A 19,283-nucleotide genomic window follows, 5' to 3' on the forward strand; every position below is an offset into this window, starting at 1 on the left:
CGTAACAGGCGAGGCCGCGCCGCCGACTTGGGGCTCATGCGCTTCGCGGTGTTCCTTTCGGCCTTCGCTCTGCTGACCTCGGCCGGGTGCGGCGCCGTCGTCGCCGGCCAGGCCGTGCCCGCCCCGGCGGCGCCGTCATCGGCCGCGCCGGTCAGCGGTCCGAAGCCGGCGGGGTTCCGCAAGGTCGTGGCCTACGCTTCGCGGATCGGCGGCACGGGAACCGGCGCGCCGCTCTCGCAGGCGGCCCGGCAAAGCTGGGACGCGGCCCAGCAGACCGCCGCCGTGCAGGCGATCGACTGCACGCCCGGCAGGCCCGACCCGCTGGCGGGCCACGACGATCGTTCCCTGCCGCTGGTCACCTGCGGGCAGACCGACGACACGGCCTACGTCCTCGAGCCCGAGTTCCTCCCCGGGAGCGAAGTGGCCGACGCGACGGCCGGCTACGACCAGCAGCGCGGGCAATGGGTCGTGAACCTCACGTTCAAGTCGGCGGGCACGAAGACCTGGGCCGACTTCACGAGCAAGAACCTCAACCAGCAGGTCGCGTTCGTCGTGGACAGCCAGGTGCTGTCGGCGCCGAACATCCAGGTCGCGATCCTCGACGGCACCACCCAGATCACCGGCAAGTTCACCGAGCAGCGCGCTCGCGAACTGGCCCGTCAGATCAGGGGCGGCTAGCCGCCGGTGGCCGCGCGGTGCAGCTTCCGCAACGCACGGACCGCCTCCACCGCACGGTCACGATCGACCGCCTGCACCGCCATCACCGCGTGGTACTCGTCGTCCGGCAGCTCCAACCGCGCCCACGACGCGCCATCCGGGAAGCTCACCGACAGCACCTCGCTCCACGCGAACCGCCGGGTCATCACCACGTTGCGGACCTCGATGCCCTCCTCGTCCGCGCGGACCCTCGCGATCGCGAACAGCATCACCCCGCACGCCAGCAGGATGCCGATGCCGATCATCGCCGCCTGGTCGGAGCGCTGGAAGTGGACGCCCGTGTCGCCGTTGCGCAGCAACACCGCCACCACCACGAACACCGCCAGCAGGGCCATCGCCAGGACGCTGCACATGATCAGTGCGCGGCGGGGGCGGATCACGAGGAGAGTCTTCACGGTCACACGAAACCCCGCTCGGTCCACGGCTGGCGCAGGCTCTTCAGCACGTGCGCCGTGTCCAAGGCGGCCACCGTCGCCTCGTAGCCCTTGTCCTCCTTGGCGCCCGGCCGGCCCGAGCGGTCCACCGCCTGCTCGTGCGTGTCGCACGTCAGGACGCCGTTGCCGACCGCCGTGCTCTCGTCCAGGGCCACGCGGGTCAGGCCTGCCGTCACCGCGTCGCACACGTACTCGAAGTGGGGGGTGCCGCCGCGGATGACCACGCCCAGTGCGACCACCGCGTCGTGGTTGCGGGCCAGTGCCTGCGCCACCACCGGGAGCTCGACCGCGCCCGCGACGTGGACCACCGTCGGGTCCTCCTCCAGCTCCGCCTCGCGCGCCGCGAACAGGGCGCGCTCCAGCAGGACGTCGGTGATGTCCGCGTTCCAGCGGGTCGCCACGATGCCGAGCTTGAGGGACTTGCAGCCGGTCAGGTCCGGCGAAACGTCGGGACGGCCGTCGCCGCTCACTGTGGTCCTCCATCCGCGTGCTCGGTGCCCGCGCCGACCTGGTCGTAGTGCTCCAGCTGGGCCAGGTCGTGCCCCATCCGGTCGCGCTTGGTCCGCAGGTAGCGCAGGTTCTCCGGGTTCGGCGAGATCGGCAGCGGCACGCGCCCGGTGACGCGCAGGCCGTACCCCTCGAGGCCGATCCGCTTGGCCGGGTTGTTCGACAGCAGCCGCATGGTGCGGACGCCGAGGTCGCACAGGATCTGCGCGCCGGTGCCGTAGTCGCGGGCGTCGGCCGGGACGCCGAGGGCGAGGTTCGCGTCCACCGTGTCCGCGCCGTCGTCCTGCAGCTGGTAGGCCTGCAGCTTGTGCAGCAGCCCGATGCCGCGGCCCTCGTGGCCGCGGATGTAGAGCACGACGCCGCGGCCTTCGGCGGCCACCGCTTCCAGTGCCGCTTCCAGCTGCGGGCCGCAGTCGCAGCGCAGCGAGCCGAAGACGTCGCCGGTCAGGCACTCGGAGTGCACGCGCACCAGGATGTCCTGGCCGTCGCCGATCTCGCCGTAGACGAACGCGACGTGCTCGATGCCGTCCAGGAGCGAGTCGTAGCCGACCGCGCGGAACGTGCCCGCGGACAGCGGGATGCGCGCCTCGGCGACGCGCTCGACCTGCTTCTCGGTGCGCCGGCGGTAGGCGATCAGGTCGGCGATCGTGATGATCGCCAGGTCGTGGTCGGCCGCGAACACCTCGAGCTCGTCGCGGCGCGCCATGTCGCCTTCGTCCTTCTGCGACACGATCTCGCAGAGGACGCCCGCCGGCGCGAGCCCGGCCAGCCGGGCCAGGTCGACCGACGCCTCGGTGTGCCCGGGGCGGCGCAGCACGCCGCCTTCCTTGGCGCGCAGCGGGACGACGTGGCCGGGGCGGCGGAAGTCCTTCGCCGTCGACGCCGGGTCGGCCAGCAGGCGGATCGTGTGCGCGCGGTCGGCGGCCGAGATGCCGGTGGTGATGCCGTCGGCGGCGTCGACCGTGACGCTGTACGCGGTGCCCCGCGCGTCCTGGTTGGTGTGGTACATCGGCGGCAGGTCCAGCCGGTCCGCTTCGGACTCGGTCAGCGCCACGCAGACGTACCCCGAGGTGTAGCGGACCATGAAGGCCAGCAGCTCCGGCGTCGCCTTTTCGGCGGCGAAGATGAGGTCGCCCTCGTTTTCGCGGTCTTCGTCGTCGACCACGACGACCGCGCGGCCCGCCGCGATGTCCGCGATGGCCCGCTCGATGGCGTCGGCGTCGAACACCGCGCCGGTGCCGCACGGGGTCCAGCCCGCCTCGGGCTCTGCCGCACTCGTCTCACTCATGACCGCTCCTCCGTGCCGCCGTCCCGATTGTGCACCTGGTCGCGGATGTGCGCCTCGGCCAGCTTCTCCACGTACTTCGCGACCACGTCGACTTCGAGGTTGACCAGGTCGCCCGCTTCGCGCCCGCCGAGCGTGGTCGCCTCGAGGGTGGTCGGGATCAGGGCCACCGCGAACTGGTCGGCGCTGATCGCCGCGACCGTCAGCGAGATGCCGTCGACCGCGATCGAGCCCTTCTCGACCACGTACCGGGACAGGTGCCCCGGCAGCGCGAACGTCGTGACGCCGTTGCCGTCACGGCCCAGGAAGACCCCGGTCCCGTCGACGTGGCCCTGCATGATGTGCCCGCCGAGCCGCCCGCCCGCCGGGGTCGCGCGCTCCAGGTTGACCCGGTCGCCGACCGCGACCTTGGCCAGGCTCGAGCGCTGCAGCGTCTCGTTGACGACGTCGACGGTGAACTCGCCGTCCCCCACCTCGACGACGGTCAGGCACACGCCGCTGACCGCGATGGAGTCGCCGTGCGCGGCGTCGCTGGTCACCAGCGGGCCGCGGACCCGCAGCCGCGCCGCGTTGGTCAGCTGCTCGACCGAGGTGACCTCGCCGATCTCCTCGACAATGCCGGTGAACACGTCCTGCCTCCTTGTGCGCCGCTGCTCCCCATCCAACACCCGCCGCGGCCCGGTGGCTTCTCCGGTGCCGCCCGGGTGGGTCAGCCCGCCCGGCCCCGGGCCGCCTGCTCGCGCAGCGCGGCGACCGCTTTGCCCGGGTCGCCGGCGCCGTAGACGGCGGACCCGGCGACGAAGCAGTCGACGCCCGCCTCCGCGGCCTGCTCGATCGTGTCCGCGTTGATGCCGCCGTCGATCTCGACGACCAGCTTCAGGTGCCCGGTGTCGACCAGCCGCCGCGCGGTGCGGACCTTCTCCAGGACGTCGGCGATGAACGACTGCCCGCCGAAGCCCGGCTCGACCGACATCACGAGCAGCGTGTCGTAGTGCTTGAGCGCATCGAGCCACGGTTCGAGCGCGGTACCCGGCTTGAGCGACAGGCCGGCCTTCGCCCCGGCGGCACGCAGGTTCTTCGCGAGCGCGATCGGGTCCTTCGCGGCTTCGGCGTGCACGGTGACGTTGTAGGCGCCGGCCTCGGCGTAGCCGATCGCCCAGCGGTCCGGGTCGTCGATCATCAGGTGGCAGTCGATCGGCACGTCGGTGCTCTTCAGCAGCGCTTTCACGACGGGGAGGCCGAGGGTCAGGTTGGGCACGAAGTGCGCGTCCATCACGTCGACGTGGACCCAGTCGGCACGGGTCTCCCCGCCGCTCGCGACGGCGGCGATCTCCTCGCCGAGCCGGGCGAAGTCCGCGGACAGGATGCTGGGGGCGATCAGGGGTCGGTCTGCCACGTCCCGAGTGTAGGAGGCCGCTGCTAACGGTCGCTAACCGGTTGTGACCAGGATCTGGCTCCGCGGAGGGAGGTGTGCGCCACTCCGGCCGCCCTAGGCTCGCCGCATGTCCGGATTCTTCCCGTCCCTCGCGCGGATCGGCAGCTACCGAAGCCTGCCGTTCGCCGTCGCGGGCGCCCTCCTCATGGTGCCGGTGTCCCCCTTCGCCTTCGCCGCGGCGGTGTCCGTCGAAACCGATTCACGAGTACGGGCCCTGCTCGCCCTGATCGCCATCGCGGTGCTCACGGGGCTGCTGGGCCTGCTGGGGCCGGTGCGGCGCCTCGGCATCGGGCTGGCGAACGTCCTGCTCGGCACCGCCGTCCCCGCCCCGGCCGGGCGTCCCGACGCCGGTTCGCGGCTGCGCTCGGGCCTGTGGCTCGCCCTGCACACGCTGCTGAGCGGCGTGCTGCTCACCGTGCTCGCGTTCTTCGCGCTGGGGTTGCTCGTGCCCGCGGTCTGGCTGGCCGGCGGCCAGGACCGGATCAGCCTGTTCTGGGACGACGTCCCGCTCGGCGCCTGGTCGGTCCCCTTCGGCGTCGTGCTGCTCGCCGGCGCGATCGTGCTGGTCGCGGGCGCCACCCGCGCCTTCCGGGCCGGTGCCGAGGCGCTGCTCGGGCCGTCGGACACCGAGCGCGCGGTGCTCGCCGAACGCCAGGCCGCCGTGCTCGCCCAGCGCAACCGGCTGGCCCGCGAGCTGCACGACTCGATCGGGCACACGCTCACGACGTCGACGATCCAGGCGGCCGCCGCGGCCGGGCTGGTCGAGACCGACCCGGCGCAGGCGCGGCGCGCACTCGGCACGATCGAAGAAGCTTCCCGCAGCGCGCTGGAGGACCTCGACCACGTGCTGGGCCTGCTCCGCGACGAGCCCGCGGCGAAGGAGCCGCAGCGCACGCTGGCCGAGGTCGACGTCCTCGCCGTGCGCGCCCGCGAAGCCGGGCTCGACGTCCGGCTGGCGGTCGCCGGGCCGGTCACCGCGCTGCCGGCCGCGGTGTCGCGGGAGGGCTACCGGATCGTCCAGGAGGGCCTGACGAACGCCCTGCGCCACGCCGGTCCGGGCGCGGTCGACGTCCGGGTCGAGGCCGGGCCGGAGCAGCTCGCCATCGCCGTGGTGAACGCGCTGGCCGTCGATCGGCCGCGGACCGGGCGGCGCGGGCTGACCGGGCTGGCCGAGCGCGTCGAAGCCCTGCGCGGCGAGCTGGCCGCGGGCCCGGACGGCGAGCGGTGGCGGCTGCGCGCGACCATCCCGCTGCGGGCCGGCGCATGACGCCGACGGTGCTGCTCGCCGACGACGAACCGCTGGTCCGCACCGGGTTGCGGGCGCTGCTGGAGCAGCAGGGCCTGCCCGTGGTCGGCGAAGCGGCCGACGGCGCCGAAGTGCTGCCCGCGGTGCGCCGGAGCCGCCCGGACGTCGTGCTGATGGACGTCCGGATGCCCGGCACCGACGGCATCGAAGCCACCCGGCAGGTGCTCGCCGCGCTCGACGACCCGCCGAAGATCCTCGTCGTCACGACGTTCGACAACGACGACTACGTCCACGAAGCGCTGCTGGCCGGGGCCAGCGGGTTCCTGCTGAAGCGGGCGCGCAAGGAGGAGATCGCGCACGCCGTCCGGACCGTCGCCGCCGGGGACTCGCTGCTGTTCCCCGAGGCGATCCGGCGGCTGGTGACCGCGCGGGCGCCGGGCGGGAAGCACGCGCGGGCGGCGAAAACGCTCACCCGGCGCGAAGCCGAGGTGCTCCGGCTGATCGCCGGCGGACTGTCCAACCAGGACATCGCGGCGGCGCTGGTGATCAGCCTGGAGACCGTGAAGACCCACGTGGGCAACATCTTCGGCAAGCTCGGCGCCGGCAACCGCAGCCAAGCGGTGGTCATAGCGTACGAATCGGGCGTCGTGCGGCCGGGACACCTCGCCGGTCAATAACCGACGTGCTCCCGGTCACCCGCGGGAAGTCAGGAGTTCGGCCAGCGGACACCCGGGCGTCACCCCCAGTCCCTGCGCACCACACATGCAGAAGGACTAATAGCACGTGTCCGGAATCCGGGCGCTTACCTCCCGAAGTCCCCCAATGAGGAGAAACATGGCTTCGCTGTTCGCCGGCCGCCGCCGGTGGCTGGTCGCGGGCGCACTCGGCGCCGCGCTGGTCGCCGCCGCCCCCGTCGCCCTGGCCACCAACGGCTCCGACAACGCCGACGCGCGCTCGTCCGCCGGCACCGGTGACCGCACGAACGACGTCCGTTCGGCGATCCAGGGCGGGCACGCCCGCAACGTGATCCTGTTCATCGGCGACGGCATGGGTCAGTCGGAGATCACCGCCGCCCGCAACTACGAGCGCGGCGCCGCCGGCCGGCTCGCGATGGACGAGCTGCCGCTCACCGGCGACTACACGACGTACGCCGTGGAGCAGAACAACCCGGCCAAGCCGAACTACGTGACCGACTCGGCCGCGTCCGGCACCGGCTGGGCCACCGGCACCAAGACCTACAACGGCGCGATCTCCGTCGACGCGTACGGCAACGACGTCCCGACGATCCTCGAGATCGCCAAGCGCAACGGCCTGCGCACCGGCGACGTCACCACCGCCGAGGTCCAGGACGCGACCCCGGCCGTGCTCGGCTCGCACGTCGTCAACCGCGACTGCAAGGGCCCGGTCGAGACGACCGCGAAGTGCGCGAAGAACGCCAAGGAGAACGGCGGCCTCGGCTCGATCTCCGAGCAGCTGGTGCAGACCCGCCCCGACGTCCTGCTGGGCGGCGGCGCGAAGTACTTCAACCAGCCGGTGACGGCCGGGAAGTTCAAGGGCAAGACCGTGCTGGAGCAGGCCAAGGCGGCCGGCTACAACGTCGTGAACACCGCGGCCGACCTGGCGAAGGCGGCGAAGGGCAAGCCGGTCCTCGGCCTGTTCGCCGAGGGCAACATGCCGGTCAACTGGACCGGCCCGGCGGCCGTCCACGGCGGCACCGCGCCTACCCGCTGCGCCACGAACGCGAACCTGCCCAAGACCCAGCCGAAGCTGGCCGACCAGACCCGCAAGGCGCTCGAGCTGCTCGACGACCGCCGTGCGGACAAGGGCTTCTTCCTCCAGGTCGAGGGCGCGAGCATCGACAAGCAGGACCACGCGGCCGACCCGTGCGGCCAGATCGGCGAGACGGTCGACTTCGACGCGGCGATCGCGGCGGGCACGGCGTTCGCCCGCAGCCACCCCGACACCCTGGTGCTGGTGACCGCCGACCACGGCCACAGCAGCCAGATCGTCGAGCCGACGGCCACCCCGGGCCTGACCGCGACGCTCGTCACCAACGAGGGCGCGAACATGACGCTGGCCTACGGCACCGCGGAGACCGGCGGCTCGCAGTCGCACACCGGTACCCAGGTGCGCATCGCGGGTCTCGGCCCGCAGGCGGCCAACATCGTCGGGCTGACCAACCAGACCGACCTCTTCGGGACCCTGAAGCGGGCCCTGAAGCTGCGCTGAGCGTGGTGGGGCAGGCCCCCGGTCCGTTCCGGCGGCCTGCCCCATGCCCCCTGGCGTCCCGGCTCCCTAGCGTGGGGAACACCGAGACACCAGGGGGTTTTCTCATGCGGAAGTCTTTGCGGATCATCACGGCCGGCACGCTCGCCGCCCTGCTCGCGGCCACGACGGCGGCACCGGCGCTCGCGGCCGGGTCACCGGTGGCCGGGTCACCGGTGACCGGCTCGCCGGTGCAGGCGAGCTTGGACGTCCTGACCGGCCAGGACGGCGTCCCGGGCGCGGCGGCGGTGGTCCAGGACGGCGCCCGGACGCGGGTCACGCGCAGCGGCACCGGCGACGTCACCACCGGGAAACCGTTCCCGCGCAACGGTTCCTTCCGCGCGGGCAGCGTCACGAAGACGTTCGTGGCGACGGTCGTGCTGCAGCTCGTGGGCGAGGGCCGGGTGAAGCTGGACGCGCCGGTTTCGCAGTACCTGCCCGGGTTGCTGCCGGACCACCGGATCACCGTGCGGCAGCTGCTCCAGCACACGAGCGGGCTCTACAACTACACCGACGACCTCGACCTGTCGGACCCGGAGGCGCTGCGCCACCGCGGCGCCGAGCCGGCCGAGCTGGTGGCGATGGCCCTGAAGCACCCGGCGCTGTTCCCGCCGGGCACCGGGTGGTCGTACTCGAACACGAACTACATCGTTGCGGGGATGCTCGTCGAGCGCGTCACGGGGCAGCCGCTGGAGACCTCGATCGCGCACCGCATCACCCGGCCGCTCGGCTTGCGCGAGACGTACCTGCCCCGCCGCGGCGACGAGAAGCTGCCATCGCCGCACCCGGTCGGCTACGCGTCGATCGCCGGTCGGCTGGTGGACTTCAGCGACTTCGACGCGACGATCGCGGGCGCGGCGGGTGGCCTGGTGAGCACCCCGGCCGACCTGGACCGGTTCTACGGTGCCTTGCTGGGCGGGCGGTTGCTGCGCCCGGCCGAGCTGACGGAGATGCGCCGCACGGTCCCGGCCGAGCTGGGGGTCCCGGGCGCGCGGTACGGGCTGGGGCTGGGGAGCATTCCGGTGTCGTGCGGGCAGTTCTGGGGGCACGAAGGCGGGATCATCGGCTTCACGAACCTGGCGGGCGTGGGTCCGGGCGGACGCCGGGCAACGGTGGTGCTGAACGAGAACCCGACCCCGGCGGAGACGAGCGGCCACCTCCTGGCGGCGATGGACGCGGCGGTGTGCTCGTAGCCCGGCGGGCCGGAACTGTCGGTGGTGACCGGTAGCGTGGAAAGTGGGGGGCGCCCCCGCGGCTGCGCTCCCGTGTCCGGCACCGGCGCGGCGAGAACCCGGCCGCCGCCCAGCCCGGCGCCGCCTCGCCGGAACCCGTGCGGCACTCAAGGCAACAGGTCGAGCGCCTCGGTCCAAGGCCGCCGGACGTCCAGCCGGTGCAGCGTCGCCCCGGCTTCCGACAGGGTGTCGAGGTGGCGCTGCCACGCCGGGTGGTGGACCCGGGTCTCCTGGATCTGGTACGCCACCACGATCGTGGTCCCCGGCGCGCCCAGCACGTCGCCCAGCACCGTCAGGGCCTGGTTGTCCGCGATGCCCAGCGCCAGCTTCGCCACCGAGTTGGCCGACGCCGGGGCGAACAGGAACACCTCCGGGTCCGGGTGCGGCCGCGGCTCGCCCGGGAGGCGGGAGACGCTGCGGATCGGCAGGTCGGAGCATGCCGCGACCTCGTCGAGTGCGCCCGCGGACTCCAGCCAGCTCATCGCGGTCGGCGTCAACGTAATTGCCGTCCGCCAGCCGCGCTCCGCGGCGGGGCGGGCCAGCTCGGCGGCGAACCGGACGTCCAGTCCGCCGCACGAGCCGGCCACCAGGCCGAGGGTTCTCACGGTTTGCGCAGCACGCCGCAGAACATCGCGTCCGTGCCGTGGCGGTGCGGCCACAGCTGGACGTACGGGCCGTCGCCGAGCTCCGGGACGCCCGGGAACAACCCGCGCGCGTCCAGCACCTCGGCCTTCAGCCGGCGCGCCGTCTCCGTCAGCACGCCTTCGGTCTCGGCGAGGTGCGGCGAGCAGACGACGTACGTCAGCGCGCCGCCGGGCCGCAGCAGGGCGTAGGCCGCGTTGATCAGCTCGCCCTGCAGCTTCGTCAGGTCGGCGACGTCGGACGGCTGACGCCGCCAGCGTGCTTCCGGCCGCCGCCGCAGGGCGCCGAGGCCGCTGCACGGCGCGTCGACGAGGATCCGGTCGTAGCCCGGCTCCAGGCCGCTCTCGCGCCCGTCGGCGACGTGCACCTTCACCGGCAGCCCGCTCGTGGCCTTCTCGACGAGCTTCGCGCGGTGCGGCGCGATCTCGACAGCGTCCACGGTGGCCCCGCTCAGCGCCGCCAGCGCGCCGAGCAGCGCGGCCTTGCCGCCGGGGCCCGCGCACAGGTCGAGCCAGCGCTCGTCGGTGCCTTCGACGGGCACCTTCGTCGCGGCGATCGCGCAGAGCTGGCTGCCCTCGTCCTGGACCGCCGCGAGCCGCTCGCGGACCGGCTCCATGCCGGCCGGGTCGCCGGCGCCCGCGGGCAGGTGGACGCCGTAGGGCGAGTACGGCGCCGGGTCGCCGCCGGTGATCGCGGCCAGCTCGTCGGCGCTGATCTCGCCGGGACGGGCGACGAGGTGCACCTCGGGCCGCGCGTCGTCGGCTTCGAGCGCGGCCTTGAGGCCGGCGCCCTTGTCGCCCAGCGCTTCGGCGAACGAGCGGGCGATCCAGCGCGGGTGCGCGGTCCGCAGCGCGTAGGCCCCGATCGGGTCGGCCGCGTCGTCCGGCGCGAGCTCGTCGAGCCACGCCGCTTCGTCCTTTTCGGACACCTTGCGCATGACGGCGTTCGCGAAACCCGTTGCCCACGAACCCCCTTCCGCGCGCACGAGATCCACAGTGGACGTCACGGCGGCGTGCTCGGGGATGCGCGTGCGCAGCAGCTGGTAGACGCCGAGGCGCAGCGCGTCGAGCACCGCGGGGTCGGTCTGCGAGAGCGGCCGCTCCGCGCACGACTCGATGACGGCGTCGAGCAGCCCCTGGGCGCGCGAAGCGCCGTACGCGAGTTCGGTGGCCAGCGCCGCGTCGCGGCCGGTGATCCGCCGCTCGCGCAGCAGGTCCGGCAGGACGAGGTTGGCGTAGGCGTCCTTGGTCCGCACGGCCGCGAGGACGTCGAACGCGGCCTGCCGGGCCGGGTCCACCGACGGCGGGCGGCGCGGGCCTTCCTTGCGCGGCGCCGGGCGGCCCCGCTGCGGCCGTGACGGACGTCGTTCCCTGTTGTCGTTCACCGGAGGCGCTCTCCCTGGTCGATCCTCGTACCGCGCGCCCAGTCGGTGGCCGCCATCCGTTTCTTGCCGGGTGCCTGGACGTCGCCGAGCCGCAGCGGCTTCGTCGCCGTCCCGACCAGCACCCGTTTGCGCTCGACGACGATCTCGCCCGGCGGCGGGCCGGGCTCGTCGAGCACCGTGACCGGGCCGAGCTTGAAGCGCTCGCCGCGGAACTCCGCCCACGCGCCCGGGTCCGGCGTGACCGACCGGATCTGCCGGTCGACCGCCGAGGCCGGGTCGGCGAAGGACACGCGCGCGTCCTCGACCGTCACCTTCGGCGCGTAGCTGAGGCCCTCGGCGGGCTGCTCGCGCGCGACCAGGCTGCCGTCGGCGAGACCGTCCATGGTGGACAGCAGCAGCTTCGCCCCGGACTCCGCGAGCCGCCCGAGCAGGCCGCCCGCCGTGTCGGTGGCGCCGATGGCCTCGGTGACGACGCCGTAGACCGGGCCCGCGTCCAGCTCCTTGACGATCCGGAACGTCGAGGCCCCGGTGATCTCGTCGCCGGCCCGGATCGCGGCCTGGACCGGCGCGGCGCCGCGCCACGCGGGCAGCAGCGAGAAGTGCAGGTTCACCCAGCCGAGCCGCGGGATGTCGAGGGCGGCCTGCGGCAGCAACGCCCCGTAGGCGACGACCGGGCAGGCGTCCGGCGCGAGCTCGGTGAGCCGCGCGAGGAAGGCGGGATCACCGGCGCGGGCGGGCGTGAGGACCTCGATGCCGTGCTCGTCGGCGAGCGCGCCGACGGGCGACCGCACGACCCGGCGGCCGCGGCCGGCCTGCGCATCGGGACGGGTGACGACCGCGACGACCTCGTGCCGCCCGGAGTCGAGCAGCGCGCGCAGCGCGGGGACCGCCGGTTCGGGAGTGCCGGCGAAGACGAGCTTCATCGGCCCACCCCCGGCGGGAGCGGGGTTTCAGGTGGCTGGAACATCGGGGCCGAGTCTAGAAGGCCCCGATGTTCCCGGCGCGCTCGCGCCCTACCAGTGCGCGGGCCACACCACCTGTGCCGCGCCGATGCCGCGCCGGACCGGTTCCGCCGCGGCCAGCCAGCGGCCGTCGCGCAGGTGCTCCACTCCCGTGGCCGCGCCGATCTCCGCCGGGGCCGTCGAGAAGCCCTGGCCGCGAGCGCGCAGCGCCGCCGTCTCGGGCTGGTCCAGGAACGCCTGCTCGACCTGGGCGGCCGCCGAGTTGCGCTGCGATGCCCGCGGGGCCGCGATCGCGTCCTCCAGGGACAACCCCCGGTCCAGGCGGCCGAGGATCACCTGCAGGACCGTCGTGATGATCGACGCGCCACCCGGGGAGCCCGTCGCGAAGAGCGGGCGGCCGTGGTCGAGGACGATCGTCGGGGCCATCGACGAGCGCGGGCGCTTGCCCGGGCCCGGCAGGTTCGGGTCGGGGACGCCCGGCGTCACCGGCGTGAACGAGAAGTCGGTCAGCTCGTTGTTGAGCAGGAACCCGCGGCCCGGCACGACGATGCCGCTGCCGCCCTCCTGCTCGATCGTCAGCGTGTACGCGACGACGTTGCCCCACTTGTCGGCGACCGTCAGGTGGGTGGTGTTCTCGCCCTCGTACGGCGTCGGCGCGGCGGCGGCACCCGCGGCGCACGGCGCCGGGTGGCGCGGGTCGGCCGGGGCGACCGGGCTGGTGGCCGCCTTGTCCTTCGAGATCAGGCAGGCCCGCGTGTCGGCGAAACGCTGGCTGAGCAGTTCGCGCGCCGGGACGTCGACGAACGCCGGGTCGCCGATCCAGCGGTTGCGGTCGGCGAAGGCGAACCGGGTCGACTCCAGGAAGTACTGCAGGTAGTCGGCCTTGCTCGCGTGCTTCAGGTCGAAGTTCTCGAGGATGTTGAGCGCCTCGGCGACGGTCAGCCCGCCGGACGACGGCGCCGGCATGCCGTAGACGTCGAGTCCGTGGTAGCCGGTCTGCGTCGGGCGGCGCTCGATCGCTTCGTAGGCGGCCAGGTCGCCGGTGGTGAGCTTGCCGGGCCGGACGTTCAGCGTCGAGGCCGGGTCGACCGGCGGCTTCTGCACGGTCTTCGCGATGTCCGCGCCGATCGGGCCGCGGTACAGCGCGCCGACGCCCTGGCGTTCGAGCTGCGCGTACGTCGCCGCGAGGTCGGGGTTGCGGAAGACCGTCCCGGGGGCCGGCGGGGCGCCGTCCGGCAGGTACAGCGAGCGCGTCGACGGGAACGCCGAGAACCGCGCCGCGTTGTTCGCGATCTGCGTCTGGAACGTCGAGTCGACGACGAAGCCGTTCCGCGCGAGGTTCTCGGCGGGCTTCAGCGACCTCGCCAGCGAGCGCGTCCCCCACTTGCGCAGCGCTTCGGACCAGGTCGCCGGCGTGCCCGGCACCCCGACGCTGAGCCCGCTGGTGACGGCGTCGTTGAACGGCAGCGGCTGACCGTTCTCGACGAACAGGTTCGCGTCCGCGGTCTTCGGCGCCGTCTCGCGGCCGTCCAAAGTGTGCACGCGGTGCGTCTTGGCGTCGTAGTAGACGAAGAAGCCGCCCCCGCCGACGCCGGCGGAGAACGGGTCGGTGACCCCGAGCGCGGCGGCGACCGCGACGGCCGCGTCGACGGCGTTGCCGCCGTCGCGCAGGACCTGGGTGCCGATCGCGGTGGCGTCGGCGTCGATGCTGGCCACGGCCCCGCCGAAGCCGACGGCGACCGGCGACTTGGGGGTGGGCGTGGCCGCGGTGGCGGGCCCGCTCGCGACGGTGGTGACGAGCGCGGCGGCAGCGGCGATGACGAGGGTTCGGCGGCATCTGAGCGCGGGCATGCGGGCGAGTCTGCCCCCTGGCTCCCCTGCCTACAAGACGCCAACGGGGCCGATACACCCGTTTCGTCAGCTTTTCACACAGTTCAGGGGTTCCGGAAATTAAATCACATGGAGCAGTGACGTTGCCGTCCTCGCTGTAACAGAATCGTGCGGCGCGGCCTGCACACCGCGCACAGCGAGGGCAACCGGAAGGAACAACTCACCATGACTGCACCACGACGGTGGCGCCGCCTGCTCGGCGCCGCACTCGCGGTCTCGACCTCCCTGCTGGTCGCGACCGCCACCGGCGCCGAGGCTTCGCCGCCGCTCCCCCGGCAAGACGCCACCGGCAACCACGAGATGGGCGCGGCGATCCGCGCCCACGACGGGGTCGCCCCGGCCGGCCTGGCCCCGGCGTCGGTGGACGCGAGCGTCCCCGGCATCGATGTAAGCGCTTACCAGGGGAACGTCAACTGGGCGTCGTACTGGAGCGCGGGCAAGAAGTTCGCCTACGTCAAGGCGACCGAGGGCACCGGCTACACGAACGCGTACTTCAGCCAGCAGTACACGGGTTCCTACAACGTCGGCATGATCCGCGGCGCGTACCACTACGGCCGCCCGGACACCTCGGGCGGCGCGGCGCAGGCCGACTACTTCGTCGCCCACGGCGGCGGCTGGTCGAAGGACGGCAAGACGCTGCCCGGCACGCTCGACATCGAGTGGGGCCCGAACAACGCCTGCTACGGCAAGACCCCCGCGCAGATGGTCGCGTGGATCAAGGCGTTCAGCGACGAGTACCACGCGAAGACGACCCGCTGGCCGGTGATCTACACGGCGACGAGCTGGTGGAGCCAGTGCACCGGCAACACCGGCGACTTCAGCTCGACGAACCCGCTGTGGGTGGCTCGGTACGCGTCTTCGGCGGGCACGCTGCCGTACAACTGGGGCTTCTACACGTTCTGGCAGTACAGCTCCTCGCCGATCGACCAGGACAGCTTCAGCGCGGACATTTCGCGCCTGAAGGTGCTGGCGACCGGCTGATCCCGACTTACCGGGGTTACGCGGGTGGCGCGGTCGCGGAAGACTCGGCCGCGTCACCCACGCCGTGGAGGGAACCCCGTGCGCCTGACCGCCCTGCTCCCCCTGCTCGCCGCCGTCCCGCTCTTCGCGTTCCCGGCCGTCGCCACCGCCGCGCCCGGCTGCTTCGACGCCGGTGTTCCGCTGACCGTCGAGGAACAGCGGCTGACCGCTTCCCTGCCCGCGGGTGGTCCCGCCGCCGGACCCGAACTCGTGCGGCTGGCCGGGCTCGACCCGCTCGTCGCCGAGGTGAAGCACGACCTCTGTGCGGCGCGCACCCCGCGTCGGGCCGAGCGCCTGGTCACGCGGGCCGGCGACCGGCTGTGGCGGACGGCCGTCGACCGGGCGCAGGGCCGCCGTCCCGGCCTGGGCACCCTCGACCGCTTCGACGACCGGCCGCTGTACTGGGCACGGTTGCAGCTGAGCAGCGCGATCCGGCAATGGCGGCCGGCGTTCGGGGTGCCGGACCGGGCGGCCTTGCTCACGGCGTTCGACCGCGGCTCCCGAGGCCTCGACGACGTCCGCTTCCCGCTCGGCACAACGCGGCGGGTCATGGTGAGCGGGTTCGACCCGTTCCAGCTGGACGGGCGGGGCCTCTCGATTTCGAACCCCGCCGGCGCGTCGGCGCTGCAGCTCGACGGCCGCGTCCTCGACACCCCTTCGGGCCCCGCGGTGGTCCAAGCCGTGAGTTTCCCGGTGGTGTGGGGCTACTTCGACCAGGGCATCGTCGAAGCGGCCTACGGCTCGGCGCTGCGAGACCGCGCGCGGCGCCCGGACGTGGTCCTGACGATCAGCCAGGGCCGCCCGGGCCGCTTCGACGTCGAACGCTGGGCGGGCGCCTGGCGCGGCGGCTTCCCGGACAACGACAACGCTTCGGTGACGGGCGGCGTCCCGCCGGCCGCGGGCTGGCCGCAACCGGACGTCCAGTTCATCGAGACGACGCTGCCGTACGCGCGGATGCTCGCGGTGCCGGGTGCGTACCCGGTGAACTTCAACCAGGCGTTCTGCGTGTGGCCGGACTCTTCGCACCCGGGCGAAGGGACGCCGGTGTGCCGTTCGGACGCCCCGGCCCCCGGCGAAATCGCGGCTTCGGGCGGCGGCGGGAACTACCTGTCCAACGAATCGATGTTCCGAGCCAATCGGGTCCGGCTGGGACTGGGCCTGACGTCGGTGGCGGGCGGGCACCTGCACACGCCGGTACTGGGCCAGCCGGCCGATCCGGCAGCGCTGACCGACCCGGCGTTCGAGTCCCGCCGGCAGGCGATCGCGGCCCAGGTGATCGCGCTGACGACCGCGGCGGCGAGCGGCCCGGACGCGGGAATCCGGCTGCAGCCGGCAGCGGAATCCCCGCGAGCGGCGCTGGAATCCTTGCCGGGCACGGTGGTGGGCCGCCGGACCGGACTGGCGACCGGCTGACGGCCGGGCCGGGAACGCGCCACGTGCGCGTTCCCGGCTCCGGTCAGAGCCCGAAAACACCCTTCACCCAGCCGGCCACGGTCTCCTCGCGCAGGGCCGCGCGGCGCTCGCTGCGCAGCGATGACCCCGGCCGGGTCAAGGCCGCCTCCATTGCTTCGGCGGTCGCCGTCAGGTCGAACGGGTCGATCCCGACGGCGAAGCGGCCGAGGCCCTCGATCACGCCGGCGTTCTCCGACAGCAGCAGTGTCGCGTCGTCCGGCAGTAGGTACGCGGCCTCCTTGGCGAAGAGGTTGAGGCCGTCGTAGGTCGAGTTGACCACCGCCGCGTCGCTCATGCTCAGGCCGGCCAGGACGCAGTGGCGGGAGTCGTCGTCCGCGGCCGGGCGGATCAGTGAAACCGCCTCCCGGCCGCCGGTCGCGAACCGGGCGTTGATCCGGTGCACGATCTCCTCCGTTTCCTCCGCGTGGGCGCGGTGGCGGCCGGCGGCGCGGCTCGGCGTCGTCACGACCGCGGCGAACCAGCACTCCGCCGCGAGCTCCGGACGGCGTTCGAGCAGCAGCTCGTAGGCGCGGAACCCGCGGGGCAGGTTCTTCCACAGGTCCAGCCGGTCGGCGCGCAGCATGATCCGGCGCCCGTGCGACCACCGCGCCAGCCGGGTGCGCCACCGCTTCATCGCGGCTTCGCCGGTCATGCGGTCGATCGTGGCGGTGTCGAGGGGGAACGGCGTCGCGACGAGCTCCGTCCGGTGCCCGCCGAGGCGCACGCTCCGCCCGTCGACGACGGCGCCCGGCACGTACCGGGCGCAGCAGCGCAGGAACGCGTCGGCCCACCGGGTCGCGTGGAAGCCCACGACGTCGCAGCGCAGCAGGCTGGTCAGGAGCCGGACGCGGATGCGGCGCGGGATGAGCGCGAAGTAGTCCGGCTCGCACCAGGGTGTGCCGAGGAAGTAGGTGAGCTTGCCGCGGACGGGCTGCTCCGCGGTGAAGAACTCCGGGACCAGCATCAGGTGCGGGTCGTTCAGCAGGACGAGCGTGTCCTCGCCGCCCGCGGCCAGCTCGGCGAGCCGCTTGGCGTAGGTGCGGTTGACCTCCTCGTAGCCCGCCCAGGCGGCCCACAGGGCGTCGTCGAACACCGGCTGGGCCGAGGTGTCGTGCATGTAGTGCAGCAGGCCGAGCAGGAGCCGGATGGAGATTTCGTCGTAGTGCTTGCGCCGCAGGTCTTCCCCGGGCTCGATCGGGTGCAGGAAGACGTCCTCGCCGATCCGCACGGTGTCCGGCGCGTCCGGCCGGTCGGGCGGCGCGGTGAAGATCCAATGCCCGCCGTGCTGTTCGAGCAGCGCGACGAGCATCGGCGCGAGACCGCCGGGCGAGCGGGGCGCGAGCACCCCGTCGTCCCAGCGCGGGCAACTGTTGCTGCAGGTCAGAATCCTCATGAAGGTCGCCTCCTGGCGCGCGTGCAGGTGAGGGCCAGACCGGCGGCGGCGAAGACGCCGAGCCCCGCGGCCAGGCCGCGGTAACCGCCGATCGCCGAGACGACGCCGGCCAGGGGTGCGGCCACCACGGCCGCCAGCCCCATCGCCGCCTCGCCGATTCCTTCGAGGTGGGTGCGCAGTCCGGGGGACGCGGTCGCGCCGAGCAAGGCGCTGCCGCCGACCACGCCGCCGTTCCAGCCCAGTCCGACGAGGACGAGGTGGAGCGTCATCACCACGGGGTCGTGCTCGCCGGCCATGGCGCCGAGCACGCCGGCGCCGAACAGGAACACGCCGCCGGCCGCGATGAGGTACACCGGGTCGAACCGGTCGGCGAGCGCGCCGGTGACCGCGGACGGGCCGAACATGCACACGACGTGCAGTGCGACCACGAGCCCGACGGCGGTCAGGCCGTCACCGCCCGCGCTCAGGTGGACCGGCGCCACGGTCATGACGCCGACCATGGCGAAGTTCGTCAGCGCGAGCGCGGAGATCGCCGGCCACGCGCGGGACGAGCGCAGGGCCCGCAGGACACCCCCGGTCTCGGCGCCTTCCGGACGTCCGCCGGAGAGACCGGCGCGGGACAGCGCGGCGAACGCGAGGGCCGCGGCCCCGAAGGCCACGATGGCCACCAGGTACGCGCCGGACTCGCGGACGAGGCCGGCGTGCGCGGCCAGCACCGCGCCGGGGCCCAGCAGGACCGGGCTGACGACGGCGCCGACGGCGGTCGCGGACAGCACCCGCCCCAGGGCGCGGCCGCGGCGGTCCGGGGGAACCACCGCGGCCGCTGCGTACCGTGCCAGGAAGACCGCCGCGTTGGCGGCACCCAGCAGGACGCTCCCGAGGAGAACGAGGGGGAAGCTGCCGCTCGCGCCGGCCGGCACGACCAGCGCGGCGCCGGCCGCGCCGACGGCGAACCCGGCCGCCAACCCGGGACCGCGGCGGCCCTGGGAAGCCAGCCGCGAGATCAGGATGGCGGCGCCGGCCTGGCCGGCGAGGTTCATCGCGACCGGAAGCCCGGCCGCCGCGGCCGACCCGGTCATCGCGGTGGCCAGCAACGGACCGGCCGTGCCGCCCGCCGCGAGCCCGGTACTGCCGACCGCGGTGGCGAGCGCCACCAGGGCCGGGACCGCGGCGGTGCCCCGCGGTGGTGGCGGGACCGGCCGGTGCGGCTGCACCGGGACTTCCGACGACAAAGCTTCCCCCTCGTTTCCCCGAACCGCCACGCCAACCCGCGGCGGCGACTTCCGGCTGCCACACGGTGAGGTGCGGCAGCGAGTTCGTGGTGACGGACCGGGTGGCCCGGCACCAAGCGCGGCTTCAGCAGCCGCGCCGGTTGTAGCGCCGCCACGCCAACCCGCGGCGGCGACTTCCGGCTGCCAC

18 protein-coding genes are annotated in these 19,283 nt (G+C 73.6%); 7 read left to right on the top strand and 11 right to left on the bottom strand.

Annotated elements, in window-relative coordinates; all coding sequences use genetic code 11:
- The first annotated feature begins 36 nt into the window (after nt 1–36).
- Nucleotides 37–678 carry a precorrin-3B C(17)-methyltransferase gene (locus AB0B33_RS19405; protein WP_360773397.1) on the top strand — a complete coding sequence of 214 codons (642 nt, stop codon included), beginning with the start codon at nt 37–39 and terminating at the stop codon, nt 676–678.
- Here AB0B33_RS19405 and AB0B33_RS19410 read toward each other — a convergent pair.
- The 5 genes from AB0B33_RS19410 to rpe form a co-directional block, all read right to left on the bottom strand.
- Nucleotides 675–1,118, bottom strand: a complete 444-nt coding sequence (locus AB0B33_RS19410; protein ID WP_360773400.1) for a PH domain-containing protein — start codon at nt 1,116–1,118, stop codon at nt 675–677. The genes AB0B33_RS19405 and AB0B33_RS19410 overlap by 4 nt on opposite strands.
- Nucleotides 1,115–1,621 (bottom strand): 6,7-dimethyl-8-ribityllumazine synthase, encoded by a 507-nt coding sequence (gene ribH / locus AB0B33_RS19415; protein WP_360773402.1) that lies wholly within the window; start codon nt 1,619–1,621, stop codon nt 1,115–1,117. Before ribH ends, AB0B33_RS19410 begins: the two co-directional genes overlap by 4 nt.
- Nucleotides 1,618–2,946: a bifunctional 3,4-dihydroxy-2-butanone-4-phosphate synthase/GTP cyclohydrolase II gene (locus tag AB0B33_RS19420; protein WP_360773405.1), complete on the bottom strand. Its 1,329-nt coding sequence runs from the start codon at nt 2,944–2,946 to the stop codon at nt 1,618–1,620. The genes ribH and AB0B33_RS19420 overlap by 4 nt, the downstream gene beginning before the upstream one ends.
- Complete coding sequence (locus AB0B33_RS19425) at nt 2,943–3,572, bottom strand: riboflavin synthase (RefSeq protein ID WP_360773408.1); 630 nt, start codon at nt 3,570–3,572, stop codon at nt 2,943–2,945. The genes AB0B33_RS19420 and AB0B33_RS19425 overlap by 4 nt, the downstream gene beginning before the upstream one ends.
- 80 nt (nt 3,573–3,652) lie before the next feature.
- Nucleotides 3,653–4,324, bottom strand: a complete 672-nt coding sequence (gene rpe / locus AB0B33_RS19430; protein WP_360773557.1) for a ribulose-phosphate 3-epimerase — start codon at nt 4,322–4,324, stop codon at nt 3,653–3,655.
- A gap of 121 nt (nt 4,325–4,445) precedes the next feature.
- Here rpe and AB0B33_RS19435 point away from each other — a divergent pair, with 121 nt between their 5' ends.
- From AB0B33_RS19435 to AB0B33_RS19450, 4 genes are all read left to right on the top strand, one after another.
- Nucleotides 4,446–5,645, top strand: a complete 1,200-nt coding sequence (locus AB0B33_RS19435) for a histidine kinase (RefSeq protein WP_360773411.1) — start codon at nt 4,446–4,448, stop codon at nt 5,643–5,645.
- Nucleotides 5,642–6,301, top strand: a complete 660-nt coding sequence (locus AB0B33_RS19440) for a response regulator transcription factor (protein ID WP_360773413.1) — start codon at nt 5,642–5,644, stop codon at nt 6,299–6,301. Before AB0B33_RS19435 ends, AB0B33_RS19440 begins: the two co-directional genes overlap by 4 nt.
- A 157-nt stretch (nt 6,302–6,458) precedes the next feature.
- Nucleotides 6,459–7,853: an alkaline phosphatase gene (gene phoA / locus AB0B33_RS19445; protein WP_360773416.1), complete on the top strand. Its 1,395-nt coding sequence runs from the start codon at nt 6,459–6,461 to the stop codon at nt 7,851–7,853.
- Between the two features lie 104 nt (nt 7,854–7,957).
- Nucleotides 7,958–9,082 carry a serine hydrolase domain-containing protein gene (locus AB0B33_RS19450; RefSeq protein WP_360773419.1) on the top strand — a complete coding sequence of 375 codons (1,125 nt, stop codon included), beginning with the start codon at nt 7,958–7,960 and terminating at the stop codon, nt 9,080–9,082.
- A gap of 146 nt (nt 9,083–9,228) precedes the next feature.
- On the opposite strand, the gene AB0B33_RS19455 is transcribed toward AB0B33_RS19450, so the two are convergent.
- The 4 genes from AB0B33_RS19455 to ggt form a co-directional block, all read right to left on the bottom strand.
- Nucleotides 9,229–9,726: a flavoprotein gene (locus AB0B33_RS19455; protein WP_360773422.1), complete on the bottom strand. Its 498-nt coding sequence runs from the start codon at nt 9,724–9,726 to the stop codon at nt 9,229–9,231.
- The gene (locus AB0B33_RS19460) at nt 9,723–11,147 is read right to left on the bottom strand and encodes an RsmB/NOP family class I SAM-dependent RNA methyltransferase (RefSeq protein ID WP_360773425.1); all 1,425 of its coding nucleotides are present in this window, start codon (nt 11,145–11,147) and stop codon (nt 9,723–9,725) included. The genes AB0B33_RS19455 and AB0B33_RS19460 overlap by 4 nt, the downstream gene beginning before the upstream one ends.
- Complete coding sequence (fmt, locus tag AB0B33_RS19465; protein ID WP_247011580.1) at nt 11,144–12,070, bottom strand: methionyl-tRNA formyltransferase; 927 nt, start codon at nt 12,068–12,070, stop codon at nt 11,144–11,146. Before fmt ends, AB0B33_RS19460 begins: the two co-directional genes overlap by 4 nt.
- A gap of 90 nt (nt 12,071–12,160) precedes the next feature.
- Nucleotides 12,161–13,960, bottom strand: a complete 1,800-nt coding sequence (gene ggt / locus AB0B33_RS19470) for a gamma-glutamyltransferase (protein ID WP_360773429.1) — start codon at nt 13,958–13,960, stop codon at nt 12,161–12,163.
- Between the two features lie 204 nt (nt 13,961–14,164).
- Here ggt and AB0B33_RS19475 point away from each other — a divergent pair, with 204 nt between their 5' ends.
- Together AB0B33_RS19475 and AB0B33_RS19480 are read left to right on the top strand one after the other, a co-directional pair.
- Nucleotides 14,165–14,980 carry a lysozyme gene (locus tag AB0B33_RS19475; RefSeq protein ID WP_360773431.1) on the top strand — a complete coding sequence of 272 codons (816 nt, stop codon included), beginning with the start codon at nt 14,165–14,167 and terminating at the stop codon, nt 14,978–14,980.
- 78 nt (nt 14,981–15,058) lie between these two features.
- A complete protein-coding gene (locus AB0B33_RS19480) occupies nt 15,059–16,432 on the top strand; it encodes a hypothetical protein (protein ID WP_360773434.1) in 1,374 nt (457 codons plus the stop codon).
- Nucleotides 16,433–16,475: 43 nt separating this feature from the next.
- Here AB0B33_RS19480 and AB0B33_RS19485 read toward each other — a convergent pair whose 3' ends face one another.
- Nucleotides 16,476–17,864 carry a trehalose-6-phosphate synthase gene (locus AB0B33_RS19485; protein WP_360773436.1) on the bottom strand — a complete coding sequence of 463 codons (1,389 nt, stop codon included), beginning with the start codon at nt 17,862–17,864 and terminating at the stop codon, nt 16,476–16,478.
- Nucleotides 17,861–19,096 (bottom strand): MFS transporter, encoded by a 1,236-nt coding sequence (locus tag AB0B33_RS19490; RefSeq protein ID WP_360773439.1) that lies wholly within the window; start codon nt 19,094–19,096, stop codon nt 17,861–17,863. The genes AB0B33_RS19485 and AB0B33_RS19490 overlap by 4 nt, the downstream gene beginning before the upstream one ends.
- Nucleotides 19,097–19,283 lie beyond the last annotated feature (187 nt).

Origin of the sequence: Amycolatopsis sp. NPDC049159, from assembly GCF_040648295.1 — a bacterium.
Classification (GTDB): Bacteria; Actinomycetota; Actinomycetes; order Mycobacteriales; family Pseudonocardiaceae; genus Amycolatopsis; species Amycolatopsis pretoriensis_A.

Coding starts and splice junctions, on each gene's coding strand:
- AB0B33_RS19405 (WP_360773397.1), top strand. CDS start 37: ATGCGCTTCGCGGTGTTCCTTTCGGCCTTCGCTCTGCTGACCTCGGCC.
- AB0B33_RS19420 (WP_360773405.1), bottom strand. CDS start 2,946: ATGAGTGAGACGAGTGCGGCAGAGCCCGAGGCGGGCTGGACCCCGTGC.
- AB0B33_RS19435 (WP_360773411.1), top strand. CDS start 4,446: ATGTCCGGATTCTTCCCGTCCCTCGCGCGGATCGGCAGCTACCGAAGC.
- AB0B33_RS19440 (WP_360773413.1), top strand. CDS start 5,642: ATGACGCCGACGGTGCTGCTCGCCGACGACGAACCGCTGGTCCGCACC.
- phoA (WP_360773416.1), top strand. CDS start 6,459: ATGGCTTCGCTGTTCGCCGGCCGCCGCCGGTGGCTGGTCGCGGGCGCA.
- AB0B33_RS19450 (WP_360773419.1), top strand. CDS start 7,958: ATGCGGAAGTCTTTGCGGATCATCACGGCCGGCACGCTCGCCGCCCTG.
- fmt (WP_247011580.1), bottom strand. CDS start 12,070: ATGAAGCTCGTCTTCGCCGGCACTCCCGAACCGGCGGTCCCCGCGCTG.
- ggt (WP_360773429.1), bottom strand. CDS start 13,960: ATGCCCGCGCTCAGATGCCGCCGAACCCTCGTCATCGCCGCTGCCGCC.
- AB0B33_RS19475 (WP_360773431.1), top strand. CDS start 14,165: ATGACTGCACCACGACGGTGGCGCCGCCTGCTCGGCGCCGCACTCGCG.
- AB0B33_RS19485 (WP_360773436.1), bottom strand. CDS start 17,864: ATGAGGATTCTGACCTGCAGCAACAGTTGCCCGCGCTGGGACGACGGG.